At 56.5% G+C, this 18493-nt stretch carries 16 protein-coding genes and 1 other RNA gene; 8 read left to right on the plus strand and 9 right to left on the minus strand.

What is annotated here, in order from left to right; translation table 11 throughout:
* Positions 1–37 precede the first annotated feature (37 nt).
* Entirely contained in the window at positions 38–439 is a 402-nt protein-coding gene (locus A3OW_RS0121290) for a hypothetical protein (protein ID WP_020565484.1), read from the minus strand.
* 388 nt (positions 440–827) lie between these two features.
* Between A3OW_RS0121290 and A3OW_RS0121295 the strand changes: the two genes are divergently transcribed.
* Genes A3OW_RS0121295 through A3OW_RS0121305 form a run of 3 tightly spaced genes read left to right on the plus strand, consistent with a single transcriptional unit; the run spans position 828 to position 6533 of the window.
* The gene (locus A3OW_RS0121295) at positions 828–2243 is read left to right on the plus strand and encodes a TolC family protein (RefSeq protein ID WP_020565485.1); all 1416 of its coding nucleotides are present in this window, start codon (positions 828–830) and stop codon (positions 2241–2243) included.
* Between the two features lie 10 nt (positions 2244–2253).
* Positions 2254–3426, plus strand: a complete 1173-nt coding sequence (locus A3OW_RS25610; RefSeq protein WP_020565486.1) for an efflux RND transporter periplasmic adaptor subunit — start codon at positions 2254–2256, stop codon at positions 3424–3426.
* Positions 3423–6533, plus strand: a complete 3111-nt coding sequence (locus A3OW_RS0121305) for an efflux RND transporter permease subunit (protein WP_020565487.1) — start codon at positions 3423–3425, stop codon at positions 6531–6533. Before A3OW_RS25610 ends, A3OW_RS0121305 begins: the two co-directional genes overlap by 4 nt.
* A 159-nt stretch (positions 6534–6692) precedes the next feature.
* Here the strand turns inward: A3OW_RS0121305 and A3OW_RS0121310 are convergent, their stop codons facing one another.
* From A3OW_RS0121310 to ffs, 6 genes are all read right to left on the minus strand, one after another.
* The gene (locus A3OW_RS0121310) at positions 6693–7286 is read right to left on the minus strand and encodes a DUF502 domain-containing protein (RefSeq protein WP_020565488.1); all 594 of its coding nucleotides are present in this window, start codon (positions 7284–7286) and stop codon (positions 6693–6695) included.
* A 145-nt stretch (positions 7287–7431) separates the two neighbouring features.
* Positions 7432–7770, minus strand: coding sequence for a histidine triad nucleotide-binding protein (locus tag A3OW_RS0121315; protein ID WP_026223810.1), 339 nt, complete (start codon positions 7768–7770; stop codon positions 7432–7434).
* A gap of 64 nt (positions 7771–7834) precedes the next feature.
* Positions 7835–8431: a recombination mediator RecR gene (recR, locus tag A3OW_RS0121320; RefSeq protein WP_020565490.1), complete on the minus strand. Its 597-nt coding sequence runs from the start codon at positions 8429–8431 to the stop codon at positions 7835–7837.
* Between the two features lies 1 nt (position 8432).
* Positions 8433–8756, minus strand: a complete 324-nt coding sequence (locus tag A3OW_RS0121325) for a YbaB/EbfC family nucleoid-associated protein (protein WP_020565491.1) — start codon at positions 8754–8756, stop codon at positions 8433–8435.
* 19 nt (positions 8757–8775) lie between these two features.
* A complete protein-coding gene (gene dnaX, locus A3OW_RS0121330; protein WP_020565492.1) occupies positions 8776–10371 on the minus strand; it encodes a DNA polymerase III subunit gamma/tau in 1596 nt (531 codons plus the stop codon).
* 37 nt (positions 10372–10408) lie between these two features.
* Positions 10409–10505: signal recognition particle sRNA small type (gene ffs / locus A3OW_RS27415), an RNA gene on the minus strand.
* A gap of 218 nt (positions 10506–10723) precedes the next feature.
* On the opposite strand from ffs, the gene hemL reads away from it, so the two are divergent.
* Positions 10724–12004 carry a glutamate-1-semialdehyde 2,1-aminomutase gene (gene hemL / locus A3OW_RS0121340; RefSeq protein WP_020565494.1) on the plus strand — a complete coding sequence of 427 codons (1281 nt, stop codon included), beginning with the start codon at positions 10724–10726 and terminating at the stop codon, positions 12002–12004.
* Positions 12005–12332: 328 nt separating this feature from the next.
* Positions 12333–12719 carry a hypothetical protein gene (locus A3OW_RS0121345; protein WP_020565495.1) on the plus strand — a complete coding sequence of 129 codons (387 nt, stop codon included), beginning with the start codon at positions 12333–12335 and terminating at the stop codon, positions 12717–12719.
* A gap of 192 nt (positions 12720–12911) precedes the next feature.
* Here the strand turns inward: A3OW_RS0121345 and A3OW_RS0121350 are convergent, their stop codons facing one another.
* Positions 12912–13412 (minus strand): dihydrofolate reductase, encoded by a 501-nt coding sequence (locus A3OW_RS0121350; RefSeq protein ID WP_020565496.1) that lies wholly within the window; start codon positions 13410–13412, stop codon positions 12912–12914.
* Positions 13413–13482: 70 nt separating this feature from the next.
* Here A3OW_RS0121350 and A3OW_RS0121355 point away from each other — a divergent pair, with 70 nt between their 5' ends.
* The 3 genes from A3OW_RS0121355 (at position 13483) to yidD (ending at position 17809) form a co-directional block, all read left to right on the plus strand.
* Positions 13483–14538 (plus strand): asparaginase, encoded by a 1056-nt coding sequence (locus A3OW_RS0121355; RefSeq protein ID WP_020565497.1) that lies wholly within the window; start codon positions 13483–13485, stop codon positions 14536–14538.
* A gap of 79 nt (positions 14539–14617) precedes the next feature.
* On the plus strand, positions 14618–17296 hold the full coding sequence (gene clpB, locus A3OW_RS0121360; RefSeq protein ID WP_026223811.1) for an ATP-dependent chaperone ClpB: 2679 nt from the start codon (positions 14618–14620) through the stop codon (positions 17294–17296).
* Positions 17297–17410: 114 nt separating this feature from the next.
* The gene (gene yidD, locus A3OW_RS0121365) at positions 17411–17809 is read left to right on the plus strand and encodes a membrane protein insertion efficiency factor YidD (protein WP_232422410.1); all 399 of its coding nucleotides are present in this window, start codon (positions 17411–17413) and stop codon (positions 17807–17809) included.
* 26 nt (positions 17810–17835) lie between these two features.
* Here yidD and A3OW_RS0121370 read toward each other — a convergent pair whose 3' ends face one another.
* Positions 17836–18414: a YbhB/YbcL family Raf kinase inhibitor-like protein gene (locus A3OW_RS0121370; protein WP_020565500.1), complete on the minus strand. Its 579-nt coding sequence runs from the start codon at positions 18412–18414 to the stop codon at positions 17836–17838.
* Between the last annotated feature and the right edge of the window lie 79 nt (positions 18415–18493).

The following is an 18493-nucleotide window of genomic DNA, read 5'->3' on the forward strand; positions in this document are numbered from 1 at the left end:
TAATAAAAGTGACAATCCGGTCAGGCGGAATTCGGCTTTAAGGTGTGCCGGAATTGACGTTCGGCGGCGCGCGAGGCGACAGCAAACTATTCCCGGACTGCAAGGCGAGCTGCGGCGGCAGGAAAAAACTATCCGATGGAAAAGACAAGGATACGTTATTGATGGCGATATATCGAAGAATGAGCGGGCAGTCTTGCTGGGCCGGTTTATTTGGAATTGAACGGCTTTGTTTGATTCCGTCCTCCACGTTAAAAATGAAGTTTCCGGTATTCGATAAACAGTGGTCCGTTTGTTCGGCAAGTATCGAGTTGTCCGTGCGGACTGTTTCGAGGCCCGGAACATGCAAGCCGAAAACAGACTCTTGCTGAGCGGCGTGCGCATGCGCTAACGGTGCAATGATCTGCAACAAGGTCAGACAGGCCAGAAGAAATGGACGCATCAGTAAAAATAGGCAATGTAAAAGAAAAAAATGCTGCTGAAATTATACTCGTTAAACTTAATTGAACCTGAATTAATTATTATGGGGGAAGTTGACAAACGGGAAAATTAAATGAACAAATAATTTACGGCAACGTCAGTATCCGGAACGGGGCCGTTAAGCGTTCATCCGGTCGGTTCGTCGTTTCCGCATTGCGCTGAAGATTAATCGGAAAAGTTGCTTGAAAGGGACTTATTCGACAGTGGCGTTGTTGGGGGAAGCGTTCAAGCCTGGGTAAAAACTGATTGATTCGCGTCTTGATTTGAGTAATATGAAAACGGATCATAAACCTTGTCTGCTTGTTCCAGAGGATCATGCTGTAATAAATAAACCAGGTCGACGCTGCTTGATGACTCATACCTTTCAGAACGGCATTCTTCTAGCTTGTGTATTTTTAAGCGGCTGCGCACCGGAGCACAAGGCATTACCCGAAGCGCCTTCCTATCCAAATTTTTCCGATTTTCCGGCATCCCACGGCAGCGTCTCGGGTTGGACCGGAGCGAACCGGGAAGCCTACGCTTCTCGATCCGGGGAAACTGCGGCGGAATCAAAAGAATTTACCCTGGATCAGGCAATAGATACCGCGTTGCGCGCCGACCCCCGCATCGGCGCGGCAATGGAAAACATCAGGCAGGCCGAAGCGGATCTGGTCACGGCAGGACTTGTTCCCAATCCGGATTTGTCCGCCGGCGGCTCTTTATTGCCGCTCGATAGAAAATTCACTCCCGATCGCCAGGGAGGCCCGCCCCAAATGGACGTGGGACTCGCCATGCCCATCGACTGGTTTTTATTCGGCAAAAGAGCTGCGGCCATTTCGGCCGGGCAATACGCGGTCGATGCGGTATCGGCCGACGTCGCCAATACCGTCCGCCTTCGCATTGCCGCTACGATCGACGCTTTTTACGATGTGCTGGAGGCGCAAGCGATGCTGGAGCTGGCGCAGGAAAACCAGAAGAACCTGGCCGCCACGGAAAAAATCATACTCAACCGGGTGGCCTTCGGCGGCGTCGGCACCATTGAAGCCGATCGCATAAAGCTCTCTCTGTTTTCCAGTCATAGAGAATTGCACGCCCAGGAGCTTAATCTGGCCGCCGCTCTGAACAAACTCCGGGCGGCGCTGGGCATCGGCGATAATGCCGAAATCGGCGTCAAAGGCACTCTTGACGTGATCCGTCCGGCCAAACCGATTACTATTGAAGAGGCGTTCCGGTGGGCGGAGGAGAACCGGCCCGACCTGATCGCCTTGCGGCGCCAGCTCGAAAAAACCGATGCCGACATAGTACTGGAAGAGCGCAAGGCCTATCCGCAAGTCACCCCGAGAATCGGCTATACCCGGCAGTTTCAGCAGCAGGCCATCGGTTTTCCGGACGTCAATTCCTGGGGCGCCGGCGTGGACGTCACCGTGCCTTTATTTGACCGTAACCAGGGCAACATCGCCAGGGCGAAATCGGTCCATACTCAGGCGCAACGCAATCTTCAGGCTCAATTAGTGGATTTGCGGGCGGAAATCGATCAGGCCGTGAAAACGTTCGCTTCTGCGTATCAGTTTATAATCAACGACGATGCCGGGCAATTGGAAGCGGCAAGGACCGTGCGGGATAAGATCACTCAGGCTTACGAATTGGGCGGAAAAACCCTGATCGAAGTTCTGGACGCCCAGCGCGCTTATCTTGAAACTTACAGAGTCCACATCAGCGCGCATTCCAGTTACTGGCATGCCTTATACCAACTGAATGCGGCCATCGGCAAAGACCTGCTTCATTAATTCAGATTCCATGTCCATCTTCCATTCGAAACCTTCCATACGCCTGAAGTGGATTCTGCCGGCCATAGGCCTGTTGATTGCCTTGCCGATCATTCTGGTCAGAGTATTGTCCGGTCATCCGGCCGGCCCGCCGGAGCCGCAGTACGTTCCCGTCGTCGGTTTGACCGGGCCGCGTCTGATTGCGGTTAAAACGGGCAGTCTGCTGGAAAAGAAACTCCATGTTGCAACGATACAAAAACAGCAGGTCAGTACGCCTTTACTGATTGTAACCGGAGCCGTGGTGGCGAGGCTTCCCAAAGGCGACGGTCCCGCGGAAGACCGCTGGCAGTTTAATAGCCTGGATCTTGCCGCCGTTTACGCCGACTGGCAAAGAGCGGCCGCTGAAATGGATTTTAACCGGAAACGATTGGTGAAAATCCGTGAACTGACGTCCGCCCAGTATCAGTCGCACAAATTGGCCGTGGAGCGACTTAGGAAGCTGGTGGCCACCGGTACCGAGGCCATTCGGGATTTGACGAGCGCCGAAGCCGCCCTGCTTCAGGTACAACTGGAAGGCCAAAAGGACGTTTACGAAGCGGAAACCGCGCTGACGGTCTCCGTCCGGACCCATGCCGCGCTGGAAAGAAAACTGTTTCAGGAAGGGGTCGATCCTCTGTTATTAGAGAGTTCGAGACCGGGCATTTCCCTGGTGATAGCCGACGTGCCGGAATTAAAGATTAGCGACGTGTCGGTGGGCCAGTCCTGCACCGCCCGGTTTTACGGGCTTTCGGACCGAACTTTTTCAGGCAAGGTGAAAAGCCTGGCGCCCACGCTTTCGCCGGAACGTCATACGTTGCGGGTATTTTTCGAATTGGAAGACCTCTATAATCAATTCAAACCGGGCATGTATGCCGAAATCGGCCTGGGCACCGATCCCCGCTCGGCGATACTGGTCCCGACCGACGGCGTCCTGCATAGCCAGAATTCGGATTACGTCTTCGTCAATGCCGGGCCTGGCTTGTGGCGCATTGTCGAAGTTCGGGTAGGCGAAAGCGTCGACGACCGCGTTGAAATTCTGGGAGGCTTGCAAGGCGGGGAAAACATGATAGGCAGCGGAGCGATTCTGCTGAAGCCGATGCTGGTGGAAGCGCTTCAGTATGAGGTGCCGCCCAAAGACGGCAGGGTTTCGGGAGATAAACGATGATTCCGCAGCTCATGAACAAAGCGATGCATCATCGCCTGTCCGTTCTGGGCTTCACCGTCTTCATTATGGCAGCCGGGCTTTGGTCGTTCTTCCATATGCAGATCGACGCCTATCCGGACATATCCTCCCAGATGGTGCAGGTCATTACGACGTATCCTGGACGCGCTCCGGAAGAAGTGGAACGCCAGGTCACCGTTCCGGTAGAAATTGCCATGCGCAACGTGCCGAAAGTGGACACCATCCGGTCGAGGACGATATTCGGACTGTCCGTGGTGCAGATGATTTTCAAGGAGGGCGTCGAAGCTTATTGGGCCAGACAGCGCGTTCAGGAAAAACTGTCCAATCTGGATTTGCCCGAAGGCGCATCGGCGCAGCTTGGCCCTTTGGCGACGGCCTATGGCGAAATCCTGCGTTACGAACTGGTGTCCGACGGCCGCTTCGATTTGACGGAGCTGCGTTCTCTTAACGACTGGGTGGCCATTCCGCATTTGCTGCGCGCCGACGGCGTCGCCGACGTGTCCAACTTCGGCGGGTACGAAAAACAATATGCCGTGTTATTGAATCCGTCTCAACTGCAACGATTCGGGCTCTCGCTCAACGACGTAGTGGACGCCGTACAGTCCAACAACGAAAGCGCCGGCGGCAGCGTCTTGTCCCGCGGCAGCATGTCTTTCGTCATTCGCGGCCGCGGGGCTTTGCAGGACGTCTCGGAAATCGGCAGTATTTTCATCAAGACTTTCGGCGGAACGCCGATTTACGTCCGTGACGTCGCCGACGTCGAGGTGGATGCCAAAGTGCCGGCGGGCATTCTGAGCAAGGATCGCAAAAACGAAACGATCGAGGGCATCGTTTTGATGCGACGGGGTGAAAACACCTCGGAAGTGCTGAATCATGTTAAGGCCGTCATCGACGAGCTCAATCGGGTCGATTTGCCGGAAGGCGCCGAAATTCGGCCGTTTTACGATCGTTCGCAACTGGTCGAGAACACCCTGCACACCGTCGGCCACAGCGTTCTACTCGGCATCTCGCTGGTGACTCTGGTTTTGCTGTTTTTCCTGGGCCGGCCTTCGATGGCCATGCTGGTGGCGTTAACCATTCCTTTTTCCTTATTGTTTGCGCTTGTTTTAATGAACGCGTTCGGCATTCCCATCGGTTTGCTGTCCATCGGCGCCATCGATTTCGGCATTATCGTGGACGGCTCGGTGATCATGTCGGAAAACATAGCGCACCGGTTGCATCAGGCGGCCGGAACCGACAGTAAAACAAGCACCGCCCAAACCGTGCTGAATGCCGCTCTTGAAGTCGAACGGCCGGTGTTTTTCTCGATCCTGATGATCGTGGGGGCGTTTTTGCCCTTGCTGACGTTGACCCATATCGAAGGACTGCTGTTTCGCCCGATGGCCCTGACCATCTTGTTCGCCTTGATGGGAGCAATGTTTTTTGCGATTTTTGTCGTACCGGCGCTGTCGAGCCTGGCCTTTGAAAAAGGCTACCGCGATTGGGAAAATCCGGTCCTGACCTGGCTTTATCCGCGTTATTCGGGATTCCTTTCCCGGCTTTTGAAGTATCGATGGCAGACGATAGGCCTGGCCTCGGGATTGCTGCTCGGCGTTTTGTTATTGATCACTCCCCGCCTCGGGACGGAGTTTCTGCCGTACATGGACGAAGGCGTCATCTGGGTGCGGGCCAATTTTCCCGAAGGCACCTCGCTGCAGCAGACGTCGAAATTCGGCCGGCGTCTGCGCGAAATTGCCCTGGAGTTTCCCGACATCTCGTTCATCGTGGTTCAGGCAGGGCGCAGCGACAGCGGCACGGACCCTTATCCGCCGAGCCGCATCGAAATGCTGATCAGTCCAAAACCTCGGGAGCAATGGGTTCAATTTCGCCGAAAGCAGGAACTCCTGGCGGCTTTGGGCTCGCGCTTTCGCTCGGAATTTCCGACCACTCGCTTTAATTTCACCCAGCCCATCATCGACAGCGTGACCGAGGACGCCAACGGAACGTCGGCCAATCTGGCGGTCGAATTCTCCGGAGCGGACTCGACGGTGTTGTTGAACCTGGCCAGAAAAACCCAGACTTTGCTGAACAAAGTGAAGGGCGCCGTGGATGTGAGCATCGAACAGGAAGGTCCTCAGCCGCAGTTGGTCGTCAATCCGGACCGGGCGCTGTGTGCCCGTTACAATGTCAACATCGAGGAAGTGACGAAATTGATCGACGTGGCTGTCGGGGGCGCGCCGATCGGCATCCTGTTCGAAGGCGAGCGGCGCATCGACATCGTGGCCCGGTTCGACAAGGCGCATTTACGCTCGCCCGCAGCCATCGGACGCTTGCCGGTTTACAACACGGAAGGCATCCCCATCCCATTGGCCCAGGTGGCTCATATCGATATCATCGACGGCCAGACCATGATTGCTCGCGGCGACGGCAGGCGGCGATTGACGGTGCGTACGGACATTACAGGACGCGATCAGGGCGGCTTCGTGGCCGAGGCCCAAGGTTTATTCAATCAAAACATCAAGGTTCCCGAAGGCTATCGGGTGGCCTGGCTGGGCATGTTCGAAAATCTGTCGCGCGCGGCCCGGCACTTCAAGATACTGGTTCCGGCCAGCATTACTGTGATCTTTGTTCTGTTGCTGGTCACCTTCGGCTCGTTGCGAGCGTCGCTGGTTTTGCTTCCGGCCATTCCTTTCGCGTTCGTCGGCGGAGCCTGCGCGCTTTATCTGCGGGGCATGAATCTGAACGTATCTTCCGGCGTCGGTTTTGCCGCGGTGTTCGGCGTCTCCATTATGAACGGCGTCCTGATCGTGCGCACCATCACCGAGTTGCGTTCGGGAGGGACGCCGATGGACCGGGCGATCGTCGAGGGCGCGGTGCGCTGCCTCCGGCCGATTCTGGTAGCCTCACTGGTGGCCATTCTCGGCTTGGTGCCCGCGTCCCTGGCTACCGGCCTGGGGTCCGACGTTCAGCGCCCTCTGGCTACCGTCATCGTCTGGGGATTGTTCAGCGCCACGGTCATGACGGTGCTGCTGATTCCGGTTCTTTACCGTTTATTCAGTCCGCCGGTCGTTGCCCCTACTGAGGCTCGGGCAGCGTCGGACGATCTCTGACGGGACGGCTGAAAACCGGCATGGGCTTCGGGACGCAGGCTTGGTTTGAAGAGAAGGCGGCCGAACCGCTGCTGACGGTCCGAGCGGTCCTGTCCGTTCGGCAAGGGATCGATGCCCGACGTCGTCGGGACAGTCGGTCCGGTCTCCATCCGAGCCGGCTTATTTATACAGCATCTTGACGTCTTCAGGCTTCGCATAATCGACGCCGACACTGATGACGAAACTCGAGACTTCCTCGATGTTCATCTGCGAATGCCTTATCTTTGATTTGTCCACCATCACGGTAAAGCCGGAAGTCGGGTTGGGCGAGGTCGGGATGTACAGAATGTAGCAATCGCCGATGCGATTGGTCACGTAGGCGGGAACCCACATGCCGTCCTTCGGGTATTCCACGTAAACGGCTTCGCGAAGTTGCGATTCTTCGGCGGTCAGGAACAGCCGCAGCAACTTCCGGGTGACCCGGTAAATGCTGCCGATGACCGGAATCCGCTGGATCAGCGATTCCAGATAATAAAGCAAATGCGCCCGGTCCTGCTTCAGCAGCTTGCCGAAATAGGCCAGTAATCCGATCGCGGCGGCGAACAAGGCGAGAGTGACGATCGGATTGTCGTATCGGCCGTGCACGAGCAGAACGAAATTCTTCAAAAACCGCTCGACATAGACGATGATCTGGAAGATCAGCACGATTGGAATGAAGCCGACGGTACCGATCAGAACATAGTCTACTAAAGTCTTAAGTTTTGTTTTCAGCATGGTGTTCTCCTTCGCTGTTTATCGGACGAATGAAGGATCGGCCATTATGGCGACGTCAATCCATTCGCTACCCTGTTCTTTGCAATATTATGCTTTACGCCAGCGAATTAGAAAGCTTTTTATAAAGGAACGGGGAAAGCCCGCCTCATCCGGGCGGCCAATGCATCGGACGTCCGCCCAGGAGGTGGAGATGCAGGTGATAAACGGCCTGGCCACCGTGGCTGTTGCAGTTGATCACCGTTCGGTAGCCTTCTTCGGCGAGGCCTTCCTCTTTGGCCAGTTCGACCGCGGTTTGCAACAGGCGGCCGGCCAGCAGCGGGTCGTCGATGTCGTTCAGCGTCGCGAAATGACGTTTCGGAATGATCAGTATGTGCACCGGCGCCTGCGGATGAATGTCGCGGAATGCCAGCACCGCATCGTCTTCGTACACCGTATCCGGTTTGATCTCGCCGCCGGCCATTTTGCAAAATAAACAATTCGTCATCGTCTTCACCTGGGTTTCGGGTTGATTAAGGAGACACGGTCCGGATGCTTCCGGAAAAGCCGGATTATACCGCTCTTCGCCCGTTGAAGGCATGCAGCAGCGTGCCGCTGTCGATAAACTCCAGTTCGCCGCCCATCGGCACGCCGTGAGCGATCCGACTGGCCTGCACGTGATGTTTTTTGGCCAGTTCGCCGATGAAGAAGGCGGTGGCTTCGCCTTCGACGGTGGAGTTAGTGGCCAGAATCAGTTCCTTGACGTGGCCGTCCGCCAGTTGCCGTTCCAGTTGATCGAGGCCCAGTTCCTCCGGACCGATGCCGTCCAGGGGCGACAGCCGGCCGTGCAGGACAAAATAAAGCCCCCGGAAGACGCCGGTCTGTTCGATGATCCAGACGTCGGCCGGGCTTTCGACGATGCACAGCGCCGTCCGGTCTCTGGCCGGAGCGCTGCAGAGGTCGCAGAGGGTTTCCTCGGTCAGGGTACGGCATTGGCGGCAATAGCCTATCCGTTCGGTGGCGCGCATCAGCGTCTCGGCCAGGGTTTTGGCCGCCTGGCGGTCCCGCTGGAGCAAATGGAAGGCCATGCGCTGCGCGGTTTTAGGACCTACTCCGGGCAGGCAGCACAGGTTCTGAATCAGTTGTCCGATTAAGCCTTTTCTCTGCATGTCAGAACGGCATCTGGAACCCGGGAGGCAGCGGGATTCCGGCGGTTAACTGCGCCATTTTCTCTTTTTTCAGCTTGGCGACCTTGCCGACGGCGTCGTTAATGGCCGCCGCCACCAGGTCCTCGAGCATGTCCTTGTCTTCGCCGACCAGCGACGGGTCGATATGAACCTTGCGGGCTTCCCGTTTGCCGGTCATGACGATGGTCACCAGTCCGCCGCCCGCTTCGCCGGTCACTTCCAGGGCGGCAATTTCTTCCTGAGCCCGCTTGAAATCTTCCTGCATTTTTTGTGCTTGCTGCAGCATGTTGCCAAGTGCGCTTTTCATGATGGGTCTCCTTAATCGGTTAGACGGGCTCTATGGTGCCCGGCATTATCCTCGCGTCGAAATGTTCTTTCAACGCCTGGATGTTGTCGTCGGAATTGATCGCCTCAATCGCCGCCTGCTGCCGGTTTTCGCGGTCCTTGATCTGTTGCAGTGCGGGCGTGGCGATCGCCGTTTTTTCTGCGTTGATCACCAGTTTCAGCGGCGCTCCCCGATAGGTCTGCAGGGCTTTTTGCAAATTCTCTTCGCTGGCGGGACGGCGCAGATGTTTGTGACCTTCATCCAGAATCAGATTGCAGACTGTATCGTCCAGATGAGCCAGTACGCAGTTATTGGCCAGCTCCCGGGTGAATCCGGTCAGTTTCATCGCGGCGATCATGTCCGCCCAGTCGGTGTGGCCGGTACCGACCGCCATCGGTTCTTTGCCGGATTTCGGCGGTTCGGCCGAAAGCTGCGGCCGATCGGTTTTCGGCAGGGCATCGGACGGTGGTGCGGGACGAGCGCCATCCTGTCTTTTGACCACGGTTTTCTCCGTTGTATCCGGCCGGAAAGCCAGCATCCGGAGCAGGACCATTTCAAAGCCGCTCCTCGGGTCGGGCGCCAGCTCCAGATCGCGTTGGCCGATCAGGGCGATCTGGTAGTACAACTGGACGTCCTCGGGGGACATTTGCGCCGCCAGATCCTTCAATGTTTCGGTATCCATCTCGGGATCGCTGGCCCCCGGGATTTGCTGAAGCAGCGCGATCCGGTGCAGGATCTGCAGCATCTGTTTCAGGATGTCGCCGAAATCGGGCGTCAGGTTCGCCAGTTCGCCGATTTTGTCCAGAATGGCCGCGGCATCGAGCCTGGCCAGAGCGCCCAGGAGTTCGTACACCGGCTGTCTGGCCACGGTTCCGAGCATCGCATAAACATCTTCGGCCGCCACCTTGCCGCTGCCGAAGACAATGGCCTGGTCGAGCAGGCTCAGGCCGTCGCGCATGCTGCCGTCGGCCGCGCGGGCCAGCAATTTGAGGGCGGGCGTTTCGAAATCGATGCCTTCCTGATTCAGGATGAATTCCATTTGCCGGAAAATCTGCTCCGGCAGCAGGCGCTTTAGATTGAATTGCAGGCAGCGCGACAGCACGGTCACGGGAATTTTATGGGGATCGGTGGTCGCCAGCAGAAATTTGACGTGAGGCGGCGGCTCTTCCAGCGTTTTCAGCAACGCGTTGAAGCTGTGTGCGGACAGCATGTGGACTTCGTCGATCAGGTAGACTTTGAAGCGTCCTTGATTGGGTGCGTATTGGACGTTGTCCATTAAATCGCGGGTATCGTCGACCTTGGTGCGCGAGGCGGCGTCGACCTCGATCAAATCCAGAAAGCGCCCTTCGTCCAGACTGCGGCAGATGTCGCAGACGCCGCAGGGGTTATAATCCCTAAGGTCGGGGCAATTGATGGCTTTGGCTAAAATCCTGGCGAGCGTGGTTTTGCCGACGCCCCGGGTTCCGGTGAATAAATAGGCATGATGGAGTCTGTCGTGCTGCAAAGCGTGGATTAACGATTTGACGACGTGCTCCTGACCGACAACTTCTGTGAAATTATGAGGACGCCATTTTCTGGCGAGAACCTGGTAAATCATTGCAGGCTCGGGTGCTGGCATTCGAATTGGGCGGTAACCGCATCAGCCGCATCCCGGCACACGAATCCGCTGCTACCGTTGCTTCCTTCCGGACCTGGCGGGGTTTACAGCGTATCGTTGCGGGAGGACCGACACGATTACCATAATCAAAACAGCCGTGAGTGGCTGAAAGCGGACCATTATCTTTTAATTCGCGGCGGAATACAAGTCTTGACGAAATTATTTTATCCGGAAAAAAGGTTCTTCCGGTTCAATTCGATTTCCCGGCCATTCGTCGGATAGGAAACGATCTTGCAAACATGATAAAGTTAACCCATTTCCTGATCCATTTCCGACCGACTCATAAAACACCATGACCGAAGCTACCGTATTATTTTCCGAAGCCAAACGCGTCATCCCCGGCGGCGTCAATTCTCCCGTGCGCTCCTTCAGCGGAGTGGGAGGAACGCCGGTGTTCATCGATCATGCTCAGGGCGCCTGGGTTTTCGATCCTAACGGCAAACGATACATCGATTACGTCGGCTCCTGGGGGCCGATGGTTCTGGGGCATGCGCATCCGGAGGTGATCGAGGCGGTCAGGGAAGCGGCGGCAAAAGGCTTGAGTTTCGGCGCGCCGACCGAGATCGAAACCCGGATGGCGCAAAAAGTATGCGAACTGGTGCCGTCGATCGATCTGGTGAGAATGGTCAGTTCGGGCACCGAGGCGACGATGAGTGCCATTCGTTTGGCGCGGGGCTATACGGGCCGGGATAAAATCGTCAAGTTCGAGGGCTGCTATCACGGACACTCGGATTCGCTGCTGGTCAAAGCCGGTTCCGGGGCCCTGACGCTGGGCGTGCCCAGTTCGCCCGGCGTGCCGGCGGCGCTTGCCGAAAATACGATCACTCTGACTTACAACGACAGCGACGAGGTCGCCCGATTGTTCGCACAGATGGGCGAACAGATCGCCTGCGTCATCGTGGAGCCGGTCGCCGGCAATATGAATTGCATCCCGCCGGTTCCCGGTTTTCTGCAAACGTTGCGGCAGGTCTGCGACCGCTACGGCAGCGTGCTGATTTTCGATGAAGTGATGACGGGATTCAGAGTCGGGCTCGGAGGCGCTCAAGGTTTTTACGATGTCAGACCCGATTTGACCACGCTGGGCAAGGTCATCGGCGGCGGCATGCCGGTTGGGGCTTTCGGCGGCCGCCGCGAGATCATGGAATACCTGGCGCCGCTGGGACCGGTCTATCAGGCGGGCACCTTGTCGGGCAATCCGGTTGCGATGGCGGCCGGGTTAAAAACGCTCGAGCTGGTGTCGAGACCGGGGTTTTTCGAGGAATTAACCGCCAAAACCGAAAAACTGGTTTCCGGTTTGCAGGCCCTCGCCGAAAAGGCGGGCGCCGCCATGACGACTCACGCGGTCGGCGGCATGTTCGGCCTGTTCTTCAGCCGGGAAGAGCGGATTACCCGTTTCGCCCAGGTCATGCAATCCGATCAGGACCGGTTCAAGCGGTTTTTCCATCGGATGCTGGAGCAAGGCGTTTATCTGGCGCCGTCCGCTTTCGAGGCGGGTTTCGTGTCGATGGCTCACGGCGACGACGTTCTGGAGCACACTTTCGCCGCAGCGGAAGCCGCTTTTCAGAAATCATAGATCGCGCCGTGGCATGCGGTTTCCGACTGGCCGAGTCGGACAGGACCCTTTGATCCGCCGTCACCGGCTTTGTCGACCGGGCCGTGGAAGCCGCGAAAACTCGGCCTAAACCGATAATCGAGCCGGTAGAGCCAGAGGAAGAGAAAGGTTGTAATTCGATAAAATCGGTTTGAGCTTGGCAATGCCGAATTGGATGAGCCGAAGGTACGCAATATTACAATTTGTAATATTACAAATTGTGGTAGAATTGGTGCCGGTACATAATTATTAGAACAATAGTCATATACCGCTATATCTCTACATATATACACATGAGGACTAGTTAGATATGAAAACCTTGAAAAAAGTCGTATTCGCATTGTTGGTTGCTGTTTCTATCGGGGGTGTTTCAACTTCCGCAATGGCTGAAGCGTCGGAAGGTCGAATCATTTACAAGCCGGCTGATGCTATCGACTTGGTTTTGAAAAGAATACTGGCAGCCCAGAATGCCATCGAAACCGGTTCGGATCCGGAAACTGTCTCAAAGTTGGTGAACGAAGCTTTGAACGGAAGCAAAGAAATCAACGCGAATGACAAGGTCGACATGGCGCGCATGAGAGCAAACAATATCCTGAAAAAAGCCAAAGGCCACGCGAAAGCCGGTTCTTTCCAGGAAGCGGATGCAGAGTTGAGAGAAGCTCACAAAGCGTTCAGCGATCTGAAAGGCATGCTGTAAAACATCCTTAGGACCATATCAGGATAACCCGGCGTTGCCTGATATGGTTTGACTCCTCCAGGCCGATCCTAAGTCTGTAAAGACGCCCGCTCTGATTCAAGTCGTCTTGCTGGGCTTGAACTCCAGAACAATGAAAAATTCGGCAATTTTCTTTCATTTAAAGAGCGGCCGCTTCGCTTGACCGCCTCTTATTCAACCGGCCTGCCCGGGGCGGACCCACTTTAAAAAACTGTAATCGAATCCTGCCGCCGAGTCGTCCCGGACATCTTCTCTTTCGGTTTCGATCCAGTCGCCGGGATTGATTTCCGGAAAGAAGGTATCGCCCGGAAAATCCTTTTTAATCTCGGTTATATGAAGGGTGCCGGCCAAAGGCAGAGTGGCTTGGTACAGATCCGAACCGCCGATCACAAAAATTTCCCCCGCCATCCCGCAGCCGGCCTTGATGGCTTTTTCAAGATCGTTGAAAACCAGGCAGCCGGCCTGCCGATACTCGGGATTTCTGCTGATGACGATGTTGGTGCGTCCCGGCAAGGGTTTGCCGATCGATTCGAAGGTTTTTCTGCCCATCAGGATGGGCGATCCCATCGTTATCTTTCTGAAACGCTTCAGATCGGCCGGCAAATGCCAGGGCATCCGGTTATCGAGCCCGATGACCCGCTTGCTCGTCATCGCGACGATAAGAGTAATTTTCATGTGAAGGCTGGTCTTGCCGTTTTGATTATTTTATAGTCTGACGATCGATAAAAAGAGGGTACATCATACTATGAAAAACATTCTGGTGGTATTTACCGGCGGCACGATCGGCTCGATAGCCCATGAAGGAACCATCAAGCCCGGCGAGGAGGCGCCGTTCCAGTTGCTCGCCGAATATCGGCAACGCCATGCGAACGCCGAGGATATCCGATTTAAAACAATTCAGCCGATGCGCATTCTGAGCGAGAATCTGGCACCGCCGGCCTGGAAAATTCTGATCGCGGCCATCGAGGCCGAACAGCCGGAGCAATACGACGGCATCATCGTGACTCACGGCACCGATACCCTGGCGTATACGGCGGCGGCGCTCGGTTTTTATTTTTACCGGTTACGCAGGCCGATGCTTTTGGTTTCCAGCGATTATCCCCTGGCCCATGCCCAAGCCAACGGGGTCGACAATTTCGTCTGTGCGGTCGAGTTTATCCTGAACGTCAAGGAATCCGGCGTCTTCGTGCCTTACCGCAATCAACGGCAAGCAACGATTCAGGTGCACAGAGGCGTGCGCCTGGTGTCCTCGCCGCAGCTTGGCGGAGATTTTTTCAGCGTGCGCGGAGAAAGTTATCTGGAATTCGACGGCCATCGATTTTCCCGGACGGGCCTGGCTCCGTTCACAGCGCAAGCGGAACTGCCGCCCTTGAAGCCCGAGTTTTCCGGCCGCATCCTCATGCTCAAACCGTATCCCGGCCTGGATTATTCCCATATCCATCTCGAGCGCACCGACGCCGTCCTGCATGACCTCTACCATTCCGGCACGGCTTGCACGACCGAGCGCTGGGGCGAAAATCATTCGCTGCCGGAATTTATCGCCCGCTGCCGGCAACACGGCGTCGAGGTGTACTTGGCGCCGGCGCTTAAATCCACCGACGCTTATGAAAGCACCCGCTTCCTGCTGAAAGAGGGCGCCCGGATGATCTGGAACATGTCGATGGAGGCCGCCTATGTCAAACTGCTACTGGCTTACGGCAATTTTAACGACCCGAGCCGGATCCTGGAGTTTATCGAGCGCGACGTGGCCGGCGAACACGTGGAATGGCCGGATGAGCCGGCTTCGGATTACGGCAGATAAGAAAAGTCCGCATTGAAAAGCCGTCGCCGCTTCCCCATATCGGGTTTATCTTAAAAATTCCCTGACAGAGGTAAACCACATGCGTATGGACAAATTAACCGCCAAATTTCAGGAAGCGCTGGCCGACGCGCAGAGCCTGGCTCTCGGCAAGGATCATCAATTCATCGAGCCGGTGCACCTGATGATTGCTTTGATGGACCAGGAAGGCGGCACGATCAAGCCCCTGTTGACGCAGCTTAACGTCAATACCGTCGCGCTCAGGGCCGAGCTCGGCAAGGAATTGAGCCGGCTGGCGACGGTGTCGGGAGCGGGAGGCGACGTGCAGATCTCGAACGAGCTCGGCAGGCTTTTGAACGTGACCGACAAGCTGGCGCAAAAGCGGAAAGACAAATTCATCGCCAGCGAGTTGTTCCTGCTGGCCGTGTTCGAAGAAAGAAGCGCTCTTCAGGAGCTCCTGAAAAAAGCCGGCGTCGGCAGGCAGGCGGTCGAAAAAGCGATCGACGCGATGCGCGGCGGCTTGGCGGTCGAGGATGCGGGCGCCGAAGATCAGCGCCAGGCGTTGAAAAAATACACGATCAACCTGACCGAACGCGCCGAAGCGGGCAAGCTCGATCCGGTCATCGGCCGCGACGACGAGATCCGCCGCACCATTCAGGTGTTGCAGCGGCGCACCAAGAACAACCCGGTACTGATCGGCGAGCCCGGCGTCGGCAAAACGGCGATTGTCGAAGGACTGGCGCAACGAATCGTCAACGGCGAAGTGCCCGAAGGCATCAAGGGCAAGCAGGTTCTGGCGCTCGATATGGCAGCGTTGATCGCCGGCGCGAAATTCCGCGGCGAATTCGAGGAGCGGCTGAAAGCGGTCTTGAACGATCTGGCCAAACAGGAAGGGCAGGTAATCCTATTCATCGACGAACTGCACACGATGGTCGGCGCGGGCAAGGCCGAAGGCGCGATGGATGCGGGCAACATGCTGAAACCGGCCTTGGCGCGCGGCGAACTGCACTGTGTCGGCGCGACGACGCTGGACGAATACCGGAAATACGTCGAAAAGGACGCGGCGCTCGAACGCCGGTTCCAGAAAGTCATGGTCGACGAGCCGTCGGTCGAAGATACCATCGCGATTTTGCGCGGGCTCAAGGAAAAATACGAAGTGCATCACGGCGTCGAAATCACCGATCCTGCGATCGTCGCAGCGGCGGGGCTGTCGTACCGCTACATTTCCGACCGGCAGTTGCCGGACAAGGCGATCGATCTGATCGACGAAGCCGCCAGCCGAATCCGGATGGAACAGGATTCGAAGCCCGAGGCGATGGACCGTCTGGACCGACGCCTGATTCAATTGAAGATCGAGCAGGTCGCGTTGAAAAAAGAGTCCGATGCGGCTTCGAAAAAACGGCTCGAGATTCTCGAGGAAGAAATCGCCGAAGTCGAAAAGGAATATTCCGCGCTGGAAGAAATCTGGAAAGCCGAAAAAGCCTCCTTGCAAGGCTCCGCCTCGATCAAGGAAAAACTCGATCAGTCGAAAATCGATCTCGAATCGGCGCGGCGGACCGGCGATTTGAACCGGATGGCCGAGCTTCAATACGGCGTCATTCCCGAGCTCGAAAAGCAACTGGCGCAGGCGGGAACCGGCGGCACGCAGAAAATGACGCTGCTGCGCAACAAGGTGACCGAAGAAGAGATCGCCGAGGTCGTCTCCAAGTGGACCGGCATTCCGGTGTCGAAAATGATGGAAGGCGAGCGCGACAAGCTGCTGCGGATGGAAGAAGCCCTCAGCAAACGCGTGGTCGGCCAGGAAGAAGCGCTGAAAGCGGTCAGCAATGCGATCCGCCGTTCGCGGGCGGGGTTGTCCGATCCGAACCGGCCGAACGGATCGTTCCTGTTCCTTGGGCCGACCGGGGTCGGCAAGACCGAATTGTGCAAGGCGCTGGCCGAATTCCTGTTCGACACGGTCGATGCGCTGGTGCGAATCGACATGTCCGAGTTCATGGAGAAGCATTCGGTCGCGCGTCTGATCGGCGCGCCTCCGGGCTACGTCGGCTACGAAGAAGGCGGTTATCTGACCGAAGCGGTGCGCCGGAAACCGTATTCGGTGATTCTGATGGATGAAGTCGAAAAGGCGCATCCGGACGTGTTCAACGTTCTGCTGCAGGTGCTGGACGACGGGCGTCTGACCGACGGCCAGGGGCGGACGGTCGATTTTCGGAATACCGTGGTCGTGATGACGTCGAATCTGGGCTCGAGCCGAATCCAGGAACTGGTGGGCGAAGCACAGGGACGTGCGAGTGCCGCGGAAGGCAGGACGCCGGAAGCGGCCGAAGCACAGGGACGTGCGAGTGCCGCGGAAGGCAGGACGCCGGGAGCGGTCGAAGCGAACTACCAGGAAATGAAAGCCGAGGTGATGGAGATCGTCGGCATGCATTTCAGGCCCGAGTTCATCAACCGAATCGACGAGGTGGTGGTGTTCCATCCGCTCGAACGCGAACAGATCCGGGCGATTGCAAAGATTCAGATCGCGTATCTGCAAAAGCGTCTGGCGGAGCGCGAGATCGGCTTCGAAATCAGCGATGCCGCCCTCGACCGTCTCGGCGAAGCCGGCTTCGATCCGGTCTACGGCGCGCGACCGTTGAAGCGTGCGATCCAGCACCAGCTCGAAAATCCATTGGCTCAGGAGATTCTGGCAGGCCGGTTCGAATCCGGGGATATAATTAAAGTCGAGCTGGAAGATGGGCTTTTGCGGTTTGTAAAAGCCTGATCCTCAACCCCTGGCAGGATAGGTTCAAACCCGGCTTGTCGCCATTCGCGCGGCATACAGTCTATCCATTTTCACTTGCCGAGGATTTGCTATGCTTTAGGTGCGGTGTTAGCCATGACTAACACCGCACCTATCCTAATTGACAAGCATACGCATGTGAAATATCTCGCCATCCTGCTGATTGTTTTCTATCAAAAATTCATCTCGCCCTACAAGGGTTTTCGCTGCGCTCATGCCGCTCTCTATGGGGGCGATTCCTGCTCCGAGGCCGTCAGCAAAATTGTTGGAGCTCAAGGCCCTTTTGGCGGCTATCGGGACATCCGTGCCCGTTTTCAAGCCTGCAAGGAAGCCAACGAAACGTTAATCAGAAACGGTCAACGGCGGCGAGGGCGGAACGATTGCGACGAGTGTCCTGACTGCGATTGTTCCGATGCCTGCCGCTCCAGAAAATGGGATGCCTGCGAGGGAATCAACTGCGATCTGCCGGAGTTGCCTTGTGACTGTTCTTTTTAGCACGCAATAAGGATTGGACGGGAAAGTTATGGAATTACTTTTCGCTGATAAACCCCGATCAACTCCGCCCGGTCGAGAACATGGCCGTTCATTGCTTTCTCGAGTGTGGCGTAATCGGGCAGATGCAAATTCGGCAATACCTTGTCCAGAGCCAGCAGCTTGAAAAAATAACGGTGCCTGCCGATCGGCGGGCACGGGCCTTTATACCCGGTTTCTTTCCAGTCGTTTTTGCCCAATAGCGCGCCTTTGGGCAATTCGTCCGGGCCGGCATTTTGGGGCAATCCGGAAGCGGACGGAGGAATGTTGTAAATCAGCCAATGGACCCAGCTCATCAGCGGTACGGCGGGAACGGGCGTATCGGGATCGTACATGATCAGGACAAGACTCTTGGCGTTCTTCGGTACGTTCGTCCAGATCAGGCGCGGGGATAAATTCGCATCGTCGCAGGTAAATTGTTTGGGAATCGGATGTTGATGGGTAAATGCATAAGATCGAAGAGTCAGACGCGGAGCGTTCGCTTGGTCCGCCGATAATAAATCGGTGGAACAAAAGAAGAGCATCAAGCCGATCAAGCGCAAGCTTTGGGTGATTTTTGTCGTTCGCACGGGTGTCTCCTTGCATGCCAAGGCAATGGCCAACAGAAAGGGTGGGAAATGGACCGAAATAGCTCAAGCGGCCGGTCTT

Source organism: Methylosarcina fibrata AML-C10 (assembly GCF_000372865.1).
GTDB lineage: Bacteria > Pseudomonadota > Gammaproteobacteria > Methylococcales > Methylomonadaceae > Methylosarcina > Methylosarcina fibrata.